A 16,174-nucleotide genomic window follows, 5' to 3' on the forward strand; every position below is an offset into this window, starting at 1 on the left:
CCTCCTTACAAATAAGTCTCATCGAATTTGATGCGGCTTGCGTGGCTTAACTTCAATTGAGTTGGTACTTTTGGTGGCAGTGTGAACCACTCGGATTGTATTTGTAGAGCAGTCATGATTAATTTGCCGCTACATGTCACTTTTCTCTTTGCTGAATCAATAATGAGGGTGTCGCCAGCGATGAAGTTGTACACGACTTTTATTGTCTTAGAGACAGATCCATCACCATTTAAAAGAGCCACCTCATATGAAGTGGCCGCCTCTTTAAAAACACATTCGATTTTTGGTTCAATTTCCGCATATCCTGGGTTCGTGAAGATCTGCACCCCAGCATTCAGTTCTGATTCCGCAGACGCTCCATATTTTTTAGGATCAAGGCACATGAATGTCAATGTAGCCTGTTGAAAGCCGTCCTGCTCTTCGCCTTCTGATACACTCTCAAAAATTGCGTAATAGGTTCTGTCAGGCTCATCATGGAAGATAAGTGGCTTCGGCTCCTTTTCATGCAGAATATAATTCAGTTCTTCTTGTTTTTTCTTTAATTCCTCTTCACTGCTGAAAGCAAAAAGAACATCTATCGTTATTGTTCTAATCGGTATTCTAGTGCCACGAAGGAAACCACCTGGACGGTTTCCTTTTGAGGACGTGTTTACCTCTCGGCTCATTATTCCCCGCCCAGTGGTTGATTTAACATAAAAGAAGGGTGAAATATCAATCCCATTGAATGTGATTTTCCACTGATTGGGCAAAATCTCCTGATAGTTGATCAATTAAACCTCACCCTCCTTGCATTTGATCTTCTTTGTGCGTCTGTCACAGGCTTCTCAACGCCCTGTCCGACTTTCTTGCTGTCCATTTCAACAATGATAGTTCTTTCAGGTAACTCAAGGTTTTTGACATCTGCACTCAGTTCTTTTCTGACAGTGCCCAGGTCGCTTCTAGATATGGATGTATCGTAAGCAAGATTCATATCTTTCTGCTCGATATACATGGCATCGCTGACAGCAGTCATCGCCCGCTGAACCGTTCCGATGCCGTTCTGGATACCAACTGCGATTCCCGCTGGCACCATTACGCCAACTTGGTCTCTCATTAATCGGGAAGGTGAATGGATCTTCAGCTTTTTCTTGATTGTCTTCTCGATTGTAGAGGCAATAGTGTTGGCTTCCTTCGCAAGCTCACCCTTCATATTTCTCATTCCGGAAATAATGCCGGCCATCGTGTTATAACCGATTGCTTTCCCGCTGTTTTTCAGTGAGCCTAGCTGCTTCACATTGACAGTAAGCTCGCCAATTTTTCTCATGTAGTCGCTCTTCAGGAGGCTCAGTTCTTTATTGGCAGCTGATCGAAGCTCATTAATTTTCTTGGCAGTCTCATTCTTCAGGCCAGTCAATTCCTGAGCCGCCTGCGTGCTTGCCAGTTTATGCTTCTCTGTCCAAAGACTGACGTACTCATCTAATTCAGACGAAGTCATGCGGGCAATTGCATTGATCTGATCTGCTGAACCGACTCCCATTTCTTTCAGTTCATCAGCGAATGCTTTTGGTGCCCTGCCTGCGATGCTTGCGATATCGCTGTCAAATTGCTTTAATTTTGCCAGCTGATTTTTAAGGTTTGATGTCAGCTTTGAACCGTTAACCTTCTCACTTGAAACATCGTCAAATAGACCGATTGCGTTGTAAATCGCATTTGTTCGGTCTTGAAGCTCCTTCTTATAGGCGTCGTTTGCCGCTTTTATGTCTGAGGTTAGTTTGTCGTTAATGCTTTTGAATTTGGACAGATATGTGTTATTGGCTGAGAGAATACCTTTGTTGATTTTATCTGCCGCTTTTCTCTCATTCTCTTTTTGCTTCCTGACCTTATCAGCCATTGCTTTTTGAGTTTGATAAATCTCACGCTGTACCTTGATTTGCTGATCAGAAGTCAGTTTGTTCTTCTTGCTGATCTTTTGGAGAGTCTTTACGTATGTGTTGCCGCTGATTTTCCCTGTATCGTACTTGGCCTCAGCTCGTTTAATCTGATCAGACACCTTTTTGGTGTATGCAAGCTTTGCCTTAGCTTGCTTGCGTTGCTGCTCTTTCAAAAGCTTTTTCTGTTTGTCAGAAGCATTTTTAGCAGCTTGATAGATTTCACGCTGGATTTTCCGGCTTTGTTCGCTTGTCAGCTTGTTTTGCTTCTGGATTTTCTGCAACGTCTTGATATAAGTGTCAGCGCCCATTTTTTTGGTGTCATATTTTACTTCAGCGTTTTTAATTTTGTTGGTCACTTTCACTTCAGCAGCTTTTTGAGCCGCTTTAGCCGCTCTCGCCGCAGCCGCTTTTACTTTGGCCTGTGACTTATCAATACCGGCTGCCATACCGGTGCCGACGTGATAACCAACTTGATCGCGCATAACCCTTGATGGCGAGTGAATTCCTAGAAGTTTTTTCATGCCGTTAGGGATCGCATTTGCCATTGATTTAATTTTGCTGGCTAATGCCCCCGCCATACCACTGATACCATTTATCAGACCTTGGATAATGTTACGGCCAATGGTTTTCAGATTGATTCCTTTGAAAAACTTCATCACGCTATTCCAGATACTCACTATCTTTTCTCGGGTGGCAATTATGCGATTTGCGATCTGATTTTTCATGTAAAGGAACGCATTTGACGCCGCTGATTTTATCCCGTTCCAGATGGATTGAACTTTACTTTTGATTGCATTCCAAATGCTAAGGATTTTTTCACGTGTCGCCAAAATCCGGTTTGCTATTTGGTTCTTCATGTACAAAAAGGCAGCGGACGCTGCAGACTTCAACGCATTCCATATCGAAGACACTTTGCTCTTTATGGCATTCCATACACTGAGTATCTTTTCTCTAGTAGCCAGAATTCTGTTTGCAATCTGGTTTTTCATATAGAGAAACGCTGCAGATGCTGCGCTTTTCAAACCGTTCCAGACTTTAGTAACTGCGTTTTTAATCGCGTTCCAGACTTTTGAGGCGAATGATTTAACGGCATTCCAAACCGTCATGATAATCTTTTTTTGCAACTCGAAATTTGCCTTTATTAGCGTGACAAGAGCCGACCATACTTTCGAAGCCGCATTCTTAATCCCTGTCCAAGCAGATGAAAGCCACTTAGAAACAACGCCCCAGACTTTGATTGTATAAGCTTTGATCTTATCCCAGTTCGCAATGATGAGGACAACCAGACCCACTACAGCCGCGGTGATCCATCCAATAGGACCCATAGCAATGACCCAAGATGCCGCCATTCTCGCCGCGTTTGCAGCCGCCTGAGCCGCTAAAACAACCAAACGCGCTCCGAAAGCAATCATCTGTTTGATTCCAGCTGCCAACATAGATGCAAATGAACTGATTTGCGCTGCCGTCCACGCCGCCGCCATACGTGCCGCTTGTGCCACAGACTGAGCAGCCATGACAACCATCTGTTTGATCCAAAGTCCCATCTGCACTATCCCAGCTCTAAGGGAAGTTACAAAAGAGCTTATTTTCATGATTGTCCATGCAGTTGCCGTTCGTGTTGCTTGCGCAATTGACTGTGCCGCCATAACAGTCATATTCTTGATCCACAGACCCATTTGAACTAAACCTGATTTCAGAAGAGAAACCAACGTGCCTATTTGCATAGCAGTCCATGACGCTGCCATTTTAACTGCATTTGCTGTGGCTTGAGCAGCCATGACCGTATATTTCGCAATAAATTTACCGACCCAAATTATTCCGGTTTTTAGCTGTGATACCATTCGAGCAAGTGTAAATCCTTCGGTACCAGTGACAAACGTTCTTACCCACTTAGCTGCGGTAACAAAGTCTTTTAACCCGTTTGTGACTGCACTAACTGCAGCAATCGCAGGAACTATCGCTCTTAATGCACCCAGCAATGAAATGCCCACGGCAATGAATTGTCCGATAGCAGGGTTAGCTTGCATTGCTGCATTTGTGAATTTTAAAAAGCCATTTACCGTTTGTAAGATGGATTGCCCTAATGGCGCCATACCAACAAGCAAATTGATGATTGTTTTGGCGATTTCACCAATCGTACTCCAAACAGTCGGACCGTTCGTTTTGATGTAGTCAATAAACGACTGAAATTCCTTCGTTTTCGTGACGCTGCCGGCCCATTCATTAAACCTCTGAGTCATGTTGACAAGGGATGTCATCATGTCCTGAGACATCGGGGCAAAACCGGTAAACAACTTAGTTAGGCCGCCTGATAAGTTTCCGATGATCTGCAGCAATTTAGGACCGTTCGTTTTGACATATTCAATAAACGTTTGGAACTTCTCAGATGAACCTAAATTCGCTGACCATTTCACCCATGAAGCTGTGGCTTTTTCCAAACTGGCCGACATGTCGTTTCCAAGAGGTCCAAAAGCAACAATCAGATTCATAACTGTTCTGAGGACGTTGCCGGCTATTTTCCCAAACGTAACGAAAGCTTGGCCTGCATTTTTATTCATGTAATCTATAAAGCGCCGCATGTCGGTGTCTTTAAACGCCGCATTCATGCTTTTTGCTAATGTAACGCCGCCATTTGCCACGCTTTTGAACATAGGTCTTAAACTATTCAGTACGCCCTTAAACGTCGTCAGCGAGCTCGTGAACGTTTTTAAAATTGGTTTCTGCATAGATTGAGCGATGCTCTGCCAATTCGCTTTAAAATCTTCTAACGTATCAAGGGCCTTCTTCTCTTCTTTTCCAAGAGACTGCTGGATGACCTTGATCTTCTCCATGATTTTTGCGCGTTCCTTGGCGTCAGTGGTTTCATCCAATTTTTCTTGAAGCTTTTTCAAGTCCTCAGATGCTTTAAATACACCGCTTAATGAAGAAACCGCCAGCGCCCCGAATGAAGCCGCCCCTGTTCCTGCTACTGCAAAAGCACTTCCGAGTCCCATAACGCCACCAGCTGCCACACCAAGCATCGGGCCCAGTGAGCCTATAGCGCCAGTAATGCTGGCAAGAACCGGAGAAATCGCAGGCAATGCAGATGTAAATGCCCCTGCAAGTGAATGGCCTATTACAGTAGAAACGGAGTTAGTGATTTTAGCCAGACGATTCATAGAGTTTTCGAATCGATCAGTACGGGCCTCAATAAAGATCCACACTCTGTTAGGTAAGGATCTCGTCTCAGTTTGTGCAGTAGCGACCGCGCGAGTTAAATCCGAAGTATTCCCGTTAATGTTGGTTGTAACCCGGTTGGGTAATGATGCAAGTTCTGTTCGCGCCGCCGATACTGCCCGTTGTACGTCGTCAGAGTCTGCGTCTAAATCGACTCGGGTTCTCTGATGCCGATGAATAAAGTTGTCGATCTGCTGCTCTGCTTGTCTGACTCGTGCTTGGAAACTTGCAATCTCAGCTTCCACTTCAACAGTATGGGTATCAGCCATACGCCGCATCATGTCGTTGACCCGATCCATGCTTCTGTTGAATCTCTGCGTCTGAGCTTCTACAACAGCAGTAAGCCTCTCGATCATGCCCTCACCCCTTTTCTTTGGATTGTTTTCCGAAATAAGACCGCACAGCGTCATTTAACATCTGCACGCCTTTGGCTCTTGGACCGAGCTTGTTTATGTCTGATTCACGCCATTTGTTTTCCTCGCTTGTCAGAGAGCGCTCAAGCTCTCTGCGCGCTTTTCTAGCGTCAAACATCTTTGACTCTTTTGGTCTCTTTTCGTTTAATGCATAACGATGAAACATTGCATTCCTTGCCAACAACTCTATCTCGTCAATTTCACGCAGCTTGGCTGCTTTTAGCTTTCGTTTATACTCGTTTGGAGTCCATGACATAATGACATCGTTGTCATAGACACCCATCCAACGTGCCGCATTTTCAATTACTTGGAGATAGTCGATCCCGTCTTCTCTTTGTACGCTTCCTCCATTGTCTCCAGCATGTCCTTGTTCATTTCGTCTTCCTCCAGACGCTTCGCTTCCATTTCCGGAGTCTCGTTCGGGCTGGCCTTCTTCGGTTTCGCCAGCTTGCTCATCATCTTCCATTGCTGACGGATCTTTCCTTTGAAAAAACCCGCAGAATCCAGTGTGTTAAAAGCTTCTTTCACCATCTCATCAACGGCGTTTCCAGTTTCATCTTCTTCGATGATCTTGGCGATTGCATCCTCAATCTGCTCAACAGACGGCTTGCCTTTTTTCAAGTGAGCAAGTGCGCAATCCCAAAATGCAGAAAGGTAAACAGCATCATCGTTCAGTAAGCTGTTGTAAATCGTTAATGTACCGCCTGATTTGTCACCGTTTTTATCTTCTTTCGCATATTTCTCGTTTGCTGTTCTATCGAATGCGAAATCACAGCGTGCAGCATAATCTTTTCCGTCAATTGTTAAGTGAGCCATATATAAAACCTCCAAAATTTTGTATTAAAAAGAGCCCTGGCAACAGCCGGGCTCCTATGCTTCTTCTTTATTTGTGCGAATCGTGAATTTCTCTGACCAAGCCGATTCCCCGGCGGCATTTACCGCGGATACATTGAAAATGTATGAACTGTCAGGTTTTAGAATCGGATTGGAGAGATATGAGTTTGTCGTGACAGTTGCTATCTTTGCATAGTATCTGTAAATGTTGTACGAGGTCGCCCCTTTCACCGCGTCCCACTTGAATCCCACTTGATTAGAAGTGACACTTGTTGTGGTTATATTACGGGGTATATCAGGGCGCAGTCGCTTGAGTTCTCGTGATGATCTCGGTCATCGGTGATTCCCCAGCGTCATTAACTGCTGAGACGTTGACCGTCAGCTGGGTATCTGCCGCAATGCCTGTCAGTGTGTGGGATGTGCCTGTGACAGTAACATCAAGCTGCTTGTTGGCTCCTCGGTACACTTTATATGACGTTGCCCCATCTACCGCATCCCACTTCACGGTCACGCTGTCAGTAGTAGCCGTGAACGTTAGATTTTGGGGCGCATTAGGGTGTAGTCGTTGTTTTGGCATTCTCGCCAAACTGCATGAACTTTTTAGCACCCGCAGATGATCTGATCAAATCAATTAATTCTTGAGGCAGTGGGTCAAGTTCTCCTTTACGAGTCTTACCGAGAACAGGCATAGTTGTTGATACCTCAATAAATCCATCTTGTGGTGCACTTTTCTCTAAGCTTTCAATGATTGCATGGCCATATTCAGAATCATGCTTTTGGTTTGCGTTCTTATTCAGGTTTACTTTCCACACCTGGAGTGTCTCTTCATTATCATAGGCATCTTCGATTGCAGATTGCCCAGGATCATTGGTAGCAGCATAATAAGTCAGTTCAAAATTCTCTGATTTAGGACCGTAACCAACAATTCGACCAGACTTTGTTGATTCATCTTTTGTATCTTGCTCTTTTGTATGACTGCCTTCTGTTTGGAAAGCAATAAACAGGCCTTCATTTGAAGTAGCATTCATCGGTTGAACAAAGTAAACCTCATCAATACCATTCAATAAATCTGACATTTTGTTCATCCTCTCAATTGTTTATTGTGTATCGCATCCTGAGAATGCCGTGTCTGGTGTATCCGTCAATGTCAGTGATCACCTGCATGCCACGCATCTCAGAACGGCATAAAGAAAAGCCCTCTATTTCTAGGGGCTCTCTCGTTATTGCTTGCAGCATCAAATCAAGGATCTGCATCGCTTCTTTTTTGCCGTTGTAGTCGCTCCAGCAATGGAGAACAACATTGATGGTCTCACCTTTAGACGTTTTTGTTTCAAATGGCGAAACGTCATCATCGCCCGTTGTTACATATGGCTTTTGCTGATCTTTTGAGACTGCATCAAGCACACCAGTGACGCGTGCATTCAAGTCTTCATCAGTTGATAGCCTTTGAAATATAGCCGTCTGCAACGGCCACATGGCTGACCGCATAATGACAGCCCCTTTCTATCACATTTGACTGGCGAAGTACCGCATACCTTCCTCAATAGACGGATTCCAGAACGGCTGGGCCCGCATCCCCCGCGTCATAACCCATTGGTTAAGCTTGGTGTCATAATAGACCCAAGGAGTCTGCCGGCCGCCCCCGTCCTCCGCATAAATTCCGGTACCGTATTCGACATATATTGCATAATCAGCACCAACAGAAATAACGGCTGTTAAGCCGCCGTCACGATAATCGATTTCTATTGAATTTTTCAAGTTCCCGCCGTCGATCATGGCTGTTGGAGCATTTAAAACGGCGTTGCTATAAATCAGCTCAGCCGTGTCAGTTATAATCCGTTTGGCTTCTTCAATCACATTATTCCTGAACTCTTCAGTAGCTCGACGCATTTGCCTGACCCATCTGCCGCTAACTCTCGCCATCAGACTCTAGCACCCCCGATACCTGGCATTTCAGATTCAAGACTTCATGCATGCCACCTTGATCAATTGGCTCTGATTTGAGAATGAGGATTTTGTTTTCATAAATGATCCTCTTTGTCTTCTCGATATCAGTCCGATAAGGGAAATACACGTTGCATTCAACCGGGTTTTGCAACTGCTGAGCCTGATAATATTCCCGAGAACTGACGCCACTGACTAAAGCTTCTGTTGTGATGTAATCGATGTAACCTTCTTTATAACCACCGCCGCCGTCCGGCACCTTACCCATCCGCTGAAACGTGATTTCGTGGGGGAATTCTTCATAGATCATCGGTATGCCTTTCTGTATGAATACAGATTCTTCATGATGTGTTGCGGGAATTCCGTATTATACGAATATGACACATCCCCCATACTTCTCCCAGACAGACCAGACGGCGTCATATTGTATTCAGTCGCTTTTGCAACAAATATTTTCACGCCGGCGGGCAGCGCTTTTGGATCAAAGGTACTTTTACATTTGTCTGCGGCAACCTCAATTAAAATAGGAACAATCTCTGATAAATATGCGTCATGCTTATCAGTGGTTATCCCTATCATTCGTTTTACTTGTTGGATGTCCATCGGATCACCCTTTCAGTTTGGTTAGCAGTGTATCGCGCTTCATGTTGAAATAGCCGGGTATGCCCCGATCTTTTGCAATCTCTTTCAATTGATCATCAGATAGTGTTTCAAAATCAATACTTTCTTGGCCTTCTTGTTTGTCAGTTGATTCGGCAGTTTGTTGAACTGCTTTTCTAGCTTTCAACTCCTGTTCAAGAAGCCAAAATGTAGTCGCTCCCATTAGAAACTCTCCTTTACGCCTGTGTACGGGTAACAATCTCAGACATTGCAGATTCCCCGCTATTATTGACAGCCGTCACATTGATTGTAAGTTGAGTATCAGGACTCATTCCGGTTGTTGTGTAAATCGGTTGGGTTACGCTCTTATCGAACGTTTTATTTGACCCTCTATAGATGTTGTATGAAGTAGCCCCAGCTACGGGATTCCATTCAACCGTTATAGAATCAGTTGTACTTGTGTACCGTAGGTTTTGGGGCGCATTAGGGCGCTGGTGTTACAACAGGAAGTGAATCATCAACAATAATGGACTTTTGAAGGTATGTTCCAAAACCTACATCAGCCCTGTTGTTAGGAATGAACTCAATCAAGTTTTGTTTCTGTAAATTTGTATGCGTTACTGAATGCATTGCAATTGAAGTGAATTTCCCTTTAGCATCCCCGAGTAATTGAGCTGCATCAAGAATCACTTCACCGCTTAATTTTGAATTAGCTGCTGCTTCTGGTCCTTCATTGGAAATGATCTTCACAATTCGGACTTTCTTTTTGTCATAAACACGTTCATAGTTCTTTGCGCTTGCCAATTCTTTGAATGTAGGCATTTCGGCAGCAACATCAGCTTCGGTCCATTTGAAACCACGAGGATGCATAATGAACTTCTTACGATTGATCAAAATGTCCTCACCTTTTAGTGAGTTTCGATCTGTTTCGGTTGGTGTTTTCGGCATACCTGGGGCATAACCAACGGCACCTCCAGCAAATAGGTAAGTTGTGTACTTTTTCCCGTCACCGCTCGAAATATCTAATACAAGATCGCCATCATTATTAGTGATGTTGCTACCAAAGACACCATCCAACATAAGGAAGATCATTTTTTGAAACTGTCTTTCCCAATAGTAATTGACGCGATCCCCAATTGCTCTCATTGGATCTGATCCTGCAAGCTCTCCCGCTAAATCTTCTGCGCTCCAAGCCTTACCATATTCGAATACCCGAGCAACGTCTTTCCCTGATGTGATTTTTTCTGGAGTCAATGCAAAGTTTGATTGAATCGCCTCTGGATCTCCTTCAAGATCGTTCCAAAAAGGCATATTGACTGTATCACCACCACTTGGAACAATTAAGCCCGGTACAGACTGAATAATTCCACTTCGATATACCGCTGTTTGTTCAACAGTATTGTTCATTGTGTATTGGTTAAAAATTTCCGGGATGATAACATCCTGAACTCTAGTTACTGTCATTTAACATTCTCCTTTATAATCCGTAGTTTGCAGGATTTCCGCCTGCTTGGATAATTAATTGTTTTGCTTGTTCTGGGTTACTTCTTAGAATTTGGCCTTGTTCAGTCAAGTTCATATGTTCTTTACTGAAAGGGTTATTCCCAGCCGGAGACACAGCCCCTGCTCCTTGAGAACTATGAGGTTGTCTTCCTGCAAGCTTTGGCGGTTGTTCCTCACTCTCCTCAAAAAGGTAACTGTCGCTTTCTTTGAGAGCGTTCAACTGCTCTTCCAGACCAATGACCTTACCGTCAGCTAACTTCAAACTGTCGAGGCTTAAATTGGCTTTAACAGCCTTGATGTTTTTTGACTTCGCATCACGCAATGCTGATTCAACAGCAAAATCAAAAGCCTGCTGATCTAATTTTTGCTGATACTCCTCAGCAGTTTTTTTGTTGTCTTCTTGCAATTGTTCAATCGCTGCCTGAAGCTCTTCATTGCCTTTTGCCTGCTTCTGCAAAGTAGATAATTGTTGATCGCGCTCATCCAGCTGCGCTTTCAAATCCTTCTTTTCGCTGTTTACAGCGTCAAAACGTTCTTTCGGAAACCATTGTCCGTTACTAACAATATCAATCTTTTGATCTCCGACTTTATCCATGACCTGAGCATACAGATCATCACCAAGCAATTCTTTTAAACTCACTATAATCTCTCCTTTAATGTTTTTTTGCGTGTCCACCTCACGCACAGGATTTGCGCTTAGTTTGGCTCCAAGCCTTTAGAATGAGCAAATGAGCCTTTTATGACGTCATGCTCAGGACGGTAGTAATTTATTTACGCTTTTCCTCAATGGATTTGTACCACTCTTCATACGTCTGGTATGGGATAGTTTCGCCAGCCCCATTGCCGCGTTTACGGGCCCTTCTTGTATCCGGCAGAATACCGTTTACTTTGAAAGCAATAGTACAACGGCAGTTAATATCATCCTTGGCATTATTCATGTGTCCCGGAGCCAGTCCGATACCGCCGTATATTGATTTGAATAGGCCATTCCGTTCAACTGTCTTACCGTCGAGCTTTCTGTGGCCGGAACGAGTCTTCAGATCAAGTGTTGCATTCCACATCTTTTCGAGTTTGCTCTTTTTAGAAGCCTGCTCAGCGCTTTTCATCCTCGCCGAGACTTGTACCCTATGAGTCTCTGTTCTCGCCACGTCACGAGCCTTTCTGCGAGCAAATTCGGTGGTTCTTTCAATACGCCGGGCAATCTTGGAGTAATCTTCTCCAGCTTGAATGCCTTGAGAAATTGAAATCTGTATTTGCCGAACATAGTCATCCCTGTGGCGCTTATACAAGGCTGCGAGAGTCAATTCAGCTATAGGATTTAATATGGCCTGTTTGATTACTTCGACTGTAGGGATGCTGAACCCTAAATCAACCGCAGCTTCCATCTCGTACAAATAGGCAGAACGCATGTAATTTTCAAGGAATTGTTTAGCAGCCAAAGCCTCAACGATTGTGAGGATGGTTTTGAATGCCTTACTGGATTCCTCAGTCATGCGCTCCATTTCTTTTTTAAACCGGTTATATTTATTCATATCAGCCATGGATAACTGACCGTCTCTGCTGTATTTCGCATAAAGAGCCGCGATTTGTTGATTGATCTCTTTCAGTCGTTGAGCAAAAACGACATCAATCTTTTTCGCGTCCTCGGTGATCATGTCATCCAGGTACTTATCAATATCATTCTGGTTCATCTTCGTCACCGTCCGTATCCGTTGGGATATCTGTCAACGGCGGCATGTTGTTCCGGTACTCCTCTTCCTCATCTTTTATCCTCTTCAGCTCAGCTTCTACATCATCAACCCAAGGATGGTGCGCCAATCGTGTTTCTTTGCTTATATCAGTGCTCTGACTACCCATTTGCACCTCTTCAAGCTCGTTTGTCATACGTGAGCGATTGAATGTCATTTGCAAAAGAGTGGGATCGTATTCACCTTGACCAGTCATTTTTAGGTATTCTGTGAAAAACCAAAAAAAGGCGTGCAGTGCTGGCCGGAATTTCCGTTCAGCTTCATTCGCCTTTAGATCAAGTAATGAATATAGATTTTTAATCGCGACGTTTGTAGGAGAATTCCCAACTTTATCCGGATTGTTATTTACACCCTGACCGAATCGGTAAATGTTTTCTTCCAATCGATCAAGGTGGGTGTTCGCACTATCAATCGGCACATCGACAGTCTTAAGTTCAAGGCCGCCTTCTTCTCCGACTTCAACTGCTTTATAGTGTTTCAAGTTGGTCATAAACTCTCCTAAGTCCTGACCACCGAAGTTTTTCAATTCGTAAATAACATCCTGCATTTCATCAAAGGTGTTTGCGTTGTTTGAAATAGTGTTGTTGTACTGATCTATCAAGTCTTTATAAAAGACAAGGTCGCTGACTCCCTCGTCGTTGTTTTTAAACTCGATCAAAGGGACCCTTCCCCAGCCGTATCCTGTTTCCCCTAAATAAAAATGACTCTCCGGATTTCGTTTGTACTCAAAATCAAGAACAAGTTCTCCGTCATGCATAATGTAATAAAAAATTTGCTGATCAGTATAAAGCTCAACTTTCCTGATAAATTCATCGTCAATTGTCTTTATGTCGTAATAACGGATAGCATAAAGAAGGTTCCTTTTTTTAGTCGTGTCGTATACCGGGCATACTTCCTCAGCCGGAATACGAATAAAATCGAATTTCCCCTCTTCATCTACGAATGGATGTAGCCACTCTCGTCCTTTGTTGCTGGCGTTCTTTAGCAGTTGATTCAACACATCATCAAACTCTTCGTTTACGAAGTCATTTACCAGCTTCAAAAAGTTTTCATCCTCAGCATTAAAAGTGATCGGCTTCCCGACTAAATACTGTGTTTTCTGCTGAACGAGGAGTTTGTGCCAATTGTGAGATATGCGGTTATTTGGCTTGTCAGTATCTACCTTGCGAATACCGCCCTCATAGTAGTACCGCAGCTTCTTTTTAATATCAGCCTGATTCATGTAATAAGCTACGCCTTCAAGCATCTTATCCCGCTCATACTCATGTTTATCAATCATCCGTAATATTGCAGAGGTATCAGGCAAAGTGTCTGAAGTCTCTGCGCTGTCTTCGATGATTTTCAGCAGTTCTTCTGTGTGTGTTGGTGTTATTGGATACATCGCTTAAACCTCCTTTATCTCGTCATTACTCTTACTCCAGATGGTTTGCTATTCGTATATATCGCATAACGGACAGAGTCCAGAACATCATCCCATTCCTTAACCGGCTCGCCTGTCTTCTGATTCCAGACATACATAAAAATCTCTTTTTTGAACCGATCAACTTTATCCTCAACAACGTAAAGCTGATCTTTCTTGAATAGCTGCGCCACTTTCTCTATACCGGATACAACAGCTTTATCAGCATTTTGAGCCCGGAGTTTTTCTCTTCGGAACCGCTGAACGTGTTCAGGCCGAGCCGTATCACAATAGAAATTAATGTTGCCATATCGCTCTTTGATGTCCTTCGCTACCTTCACCCAGTAGTCAATCTCTTCGTGTTGCTTAGAATGTTCTTCGAGCAAATAAAAACACCCTTGGTCATCTTGTCCGATTACGACAATAGAACCCGGGTGCTCATATCCCCAGTCAACACCAGCGAAGTATTTTGTAAACCTGCCCTGTTTCTCTTTTAACTGGTCTGAACTGATATAATGTTTGTCTTTGTTGAAATCCTTGTATATTACACCCTCTGGCGCAACCCAGTAGCCGTAAATGTCCCGGTCTGTAAACATGCCGCTCGGTGTTGAGGCAACAATACTTTCCACATACTCAGGATCAAGAAAGTTGTTATCAAACAATGAGAAGTGAAAAGACCGGATATTCAGTCGGCCATTTTTCAGCCGCTGCCCGTCTTTGTCAATATAGTCCGTTTTGACAGTGTGCATCGGGTTTTCTGGGTTTGTATCCATCATGACCATTGCGCCTTTATAGGAGCAACGTGAAATGACTTCCTTCACGAATGAATCATGCAGGGCCGTCGCTTCGTTTAAGAATGCACCAGCTGATGTGAAGCCCCGCGCCTTTTTCCATGAGTCTGCGTTTGCACCATCGAAACAATATACACGGTTACCGAATATCTCAACGGCATTCGCTTTATCAAGCCGTAATTCTTTGCCCAGGATCAGCTCTAAATCATTTAGGATATTCCGCTTTATAGAAGCCTGAGTTGCCCCGCCAATGATAAAAGAAAGCCCCATGTTTTGATATTTGCTGATGTGCCCAAGGAACGTCAAAAGGAGCACGAATGTTTTCCCTGCCCTTTTCGCCCCGCTGCATATTAAGATTTTCGGCTGTTCTTCAATAAAGCTATTCCACACTTCTTGCTGCTTTGAGTTAAGTTCCATGAGGTTTCACCATCTTCCGCAGCATGGCAGCAACTTCATTTTCTTTAGAGTTTCCGTTATCGCCGTTAATATCTTTCTTGGCCTTCTCGATATTCAAGCGCATTTGCTCCAATTTAAGGCGCCGTTCATCTTGTTCATGGGCCAGCTGATCAAATTGCTTTATCAAGCTCCTGAGCTCTCCCATTGCCCGAGATTGGGCATTCAGGAATGTAGCATGACGATCCCAAGCAAATTGTATTTCAAGCTCTTCTTCAGCAATGGACTTTTCAAAATACTCGTTTCCGTCTTCATCCTCTTCAGGTCGATAAACGTATTTCGCCTTTTTCAGTTCTTTTGCAAGATCATCCTTATCCTGCACGAACATGATGCGCTGCGCCCGGATAATGGCTGCATATTGAATCTGTATTTGATCCCATATCATATCAGCAGGCGAACGCTCCTGAATCTCTTCCATGATTTCAAGCGTTTCTTCTGGCAAGAATTTAGAGAAAAAGCCGTGAGTAACAGCATTTTGATTCCTCTGTGGTGCGCCGCCGTTGTTCCCGACTGCATTTTTGTTGCCAGGTTGACCGCCTTTTTTTGTGTGCACACTTTTTTCAGAGGGTGCACCCTTTTTCCTTTCCCAACCATGCCGCTGCTTCCACGATTTAATGGTGTTCACTGACACCCCGTATTTCTCGGCAAGGTCCTTGTATTTCATGCCTTTGACGTAATCCTTATACGCCTGAATGTGCTTTTCGGCCATCTACATTCACCGCCGCCCCCTTCTGATTCGTGTTGTTTTGGAAAAGATATTCCCTCTAAACCACCACCGTGCTCAAGCCGTTAACCGCCAATTGTCTATCCTGAGTCTTACCGGAAGCAGTTTACAGAGAATATAAAAACGCCTTCCAAAAGGAAAGCGTTTGTTTTACCTAGGTATATTGTTTATATCCAAGGGTTCTCTTAGAAGTCCTTCCAAAGGAGTAGTTAGATCTCCATTAGACACATTTGTTTCATTAATAATAACTATTTCAGGCTCTTTTACTTTCTCTAATAGTTGTTCACCAGTTTTAGATATCCACTGATAGACAACTGTTTTTTCTTTCTGCTCTGCATCAAACAATTGATTAAATGAATCTATGCCGCCTAAGCCACAACCAACGTCTAAAATTGCTTTGAATGCAAGTCTCAACTCAAATTTTATATGTTCATCAACTATAAAAATAGCTCGAACATGTGGATCCACTGGAGTAAGCAGTTGGCATTTTATATTTGAACTCACTTTTATCACCCCCTCGCCTACCAAATTATAGGCGAAAACAGGGGAACAAAGGAACAATTTACGAAATTTGTCGAACGAAAGCCCTACACCCAATAAGGGCATAGAGCTCTTAGATCACTATATGAAATTAGTGGT

Annotated in this window: 18 protein-coding genes and 1 pseudogene; all 19 read right to left on the reverse strand. The window is 43.6% G+C overall.

The window, feature by feature from the left end; all coding sequences use genetic code 11:
- Positions 1-5: 5 nt before the first annotated feature.
- Positions 6-770: a distal tail protein Dit gene (locus tag AC0OMU_RS16340; RefSeq protein ID WP_474241312.1), complete on the reverse strand. Its 765-nt coding sequence runs from the start codon at positions 768-770 to the stop codon at positions 6-8.
- A complete protein-coding gene (locus tag AC0OMU_RS16345; protein ID WP_474241313.1) occupies positions 767-5,482 on the reverse strand; it encodes a phage tail protein in 4,716 nt (1,571 codons plus the stop codon). Before AC0OMU_RS16345 ends, AC0OMU_RS16340 begins: the two co-directional genes overlap by 4 nt.
- A 360-nt stretch (positions 5,483-5,842) precedes the next feature.
- Positions 5,843-6,355: a tail assembly chaperone gene (locus tag AC0OMU_RS16350; protein ID WP_202328371.1), complete on the reverse strand. Its 513-nt coding sequence runs from the start codon at positions 6,353-6,355 to the stop codon at positions 5,843-5,845.
- Positions 6,356-6,409: 54 nt separating this feature from the next.
- Positions 6,410-6,679 (reverse strand): fibronectin type III domain-containing protein, encoded by a 270-nt coding sequence (locus AC0OMU_RS16355; protein ID WP_207194296.1) that lies wholly within the window; start codon positions 6,677-6,679, stop codon positions 6,410-6,412.
- Positions 6,669-6,950, reverse strand: a complete 282-nt coding sequence (locus AC0OMU_RS16360) for a fibronectin type III domain-containing protein (RefSeq protein WP_474241314.1) — start codon at positions 6,948-6,950, stop codon at positions 6,669-6,671. The genes AC0OMU_RS16355 and AC0OMU_RS16360 overlap by 11 nt, the downstream gene beginning before the upstream one ends.
- The gene (locus AC0OMU_RS16365; RefSeq protein ID WP_063336246.1) at positions 6,925-7,449 is read right to left on the reverse strand and encodes a phage major tail protein, TP901-1 family; all 525 of its coding nucleotides are present in this window, start codon (positions 7,447-7,449) and stop codon (positions 6,925-6,927) included. Before AC0OMU_RS16365 ends, AC0OMU_RS16360 begins: the two co-directional genes overlap by 26 nt.
- Before the next feature lie 13 nt (positions 7,450-7,462).
- On the reverse strand, positions 7,463-7,861 hold the full coding sequence (locus AC0OMU_RS16370) for a DUF3168 domain-containing protein (protein WP_063336245.1): 399 nt from the start codon (positions 7,859-7,861) through the stop codon (positions 7,463-7,465).
- 18 nt (positions 7,862-7,879) lie between these two features.
- Complete coding sequence (locus AC0OMU_RS16375) at positions 7,880-8,296, reverse strand: HK97 gp10 family phage protein (protein ID WP_474241315.1); 417 nt, start codon at positions 8,294-8,296, stop codon at positions 7,880-7,882.
- Entirely contained in the window at positions 8,283-8,627 is a 345-nt protein-coding gene (locus AC0OMU_RS16380; protein ID WP_474241316.1) for a phage head closure protein, read from the reverse strand. Before AC0OMU_RS16380 ends, AC0OMU_RS16375 begins: the two co-directional genes overlap by 14 nt.
- Entirely contained in the window at positions 8,624-8,920 is a 297-nt protein-coding gene (locus AC0OMU_RS16385) for a phage head-tail connector protein (RefSeq protein WP_474241317.1), read from the reverse strand. Before AC0OMU_RS16385 ends, AC0OMU_RS16380 begins: the two co-directional genes overlap by 4 nt.
- Before the next feature lie 4 nt (positions 8,921-8,924).
- Complete coding sequence (locus AC0OMU_RS16390; RefSeq protein ID WP_033884273.1) at positions 8,925-9,140, reverse strand: hypothetical protein; 216 nt, start codon at positions 9,138-9,140, stop codon at positions 8,925-8,927.
- A gap of 13 nt (positions 9,141-9,153) precedes the next feature.
- A pseudogene (locus AC0OMU_RS16395) lies at positions 9,154-9,405 on the reverse strand (fibronectin type III domain-containing protein); the annotation flags it as partial.
- Positions 9,401-10,381: a coat protein gene (locus AC0OMU_RS16400; RefSeq protein ID WP_474241318.1), complete on the reverse strand. Its 981-nt coding sequence runs from the start codon at positions 10,379-10,381 to the stop codon at positions 9,401-9,403. The gene AC0OMU_RS16400 and the pseudogene AC0OMU_RS16395, both read right to left, overlap by 5 nt.
- A 13-nt stretch (positions 10,382-10,394) precedes the next feature.
- A complete protein-coding gene (locus AC0OMU_RS16405; protein WP_474241319.1) occupies positions 10,395-11,060 on the reverse strand; it encodes a phage scaffolding protein in 666 nt (221 codons plus the stop codon).
- Between the two features lie 127 nt (positions 11,061-11,187).
- Positions 11,188-12,111 (reverse strand): phage minor head protein, encoded by a 924-nt coding sequence (locus AC0OMU_RS16410; RefSeq protein ID WP_474241320.1) that lies wholly within the window; start codon positions 12,109-12,111, stop codon positions 11,188-11,190.
- Complete coding sequence (locus AC0OMU_RS16415; protein ID WP_474241321.1) at positions 12,098-13,549, reverse strand: phage portal protein; 1,452 nt, start codon at positions 13,547-13,549, stop codon at positions 12,098-12,100. The genes AC0OMU_RS16410 and AC0OMU_RS16415 overlap by 14 nt, the downstream gene beginning before the upstream one ends.
- 14 nt (positions 13,550-13,563) lie before the next feature.
- A complete protein-coding gene (locus AC0OMU_RS16420; protein WP_162105665.1) occupies positions 13,564-14,775 on the reverse strand; it encodes a PBSX family phage terminase large subunit in 1,212 nt (403 codons plus the stop codon).
- Entirely contained in the window at positions 14,765-15,520 is a 756-nt protein-coding gene (gene terS / locus AC0OMU_RS16425; RefSeq protein ID WP_474241322.1) for a phage terminase small subunit, read from the reverse strand. The genes AC0OMU_RS16420 and terS overlap by 11 nt, the downstream gene beginning before the upstream one ends.
- A gap of 165 nt (positions 15,521-15,685) precedes the next feature.
- The gene (locus AC0OMU_RS16430) at positions 15,686-16,039 is read right to left on the reverse strand and encodes a hypothetical protein (RefSeq protein WP_339176243.1); all 354 of its coding nucleotides are present in this window, start codon (positions 16,037-16,039) and stop codon (positions 15,686-15,688) included.
- Between the last annotated feature and the right edge of the window lie 135 nt (positions 16,040-16,174).

Source organism: Bacillus sp. FAU18, assembly GCF_056033885.1.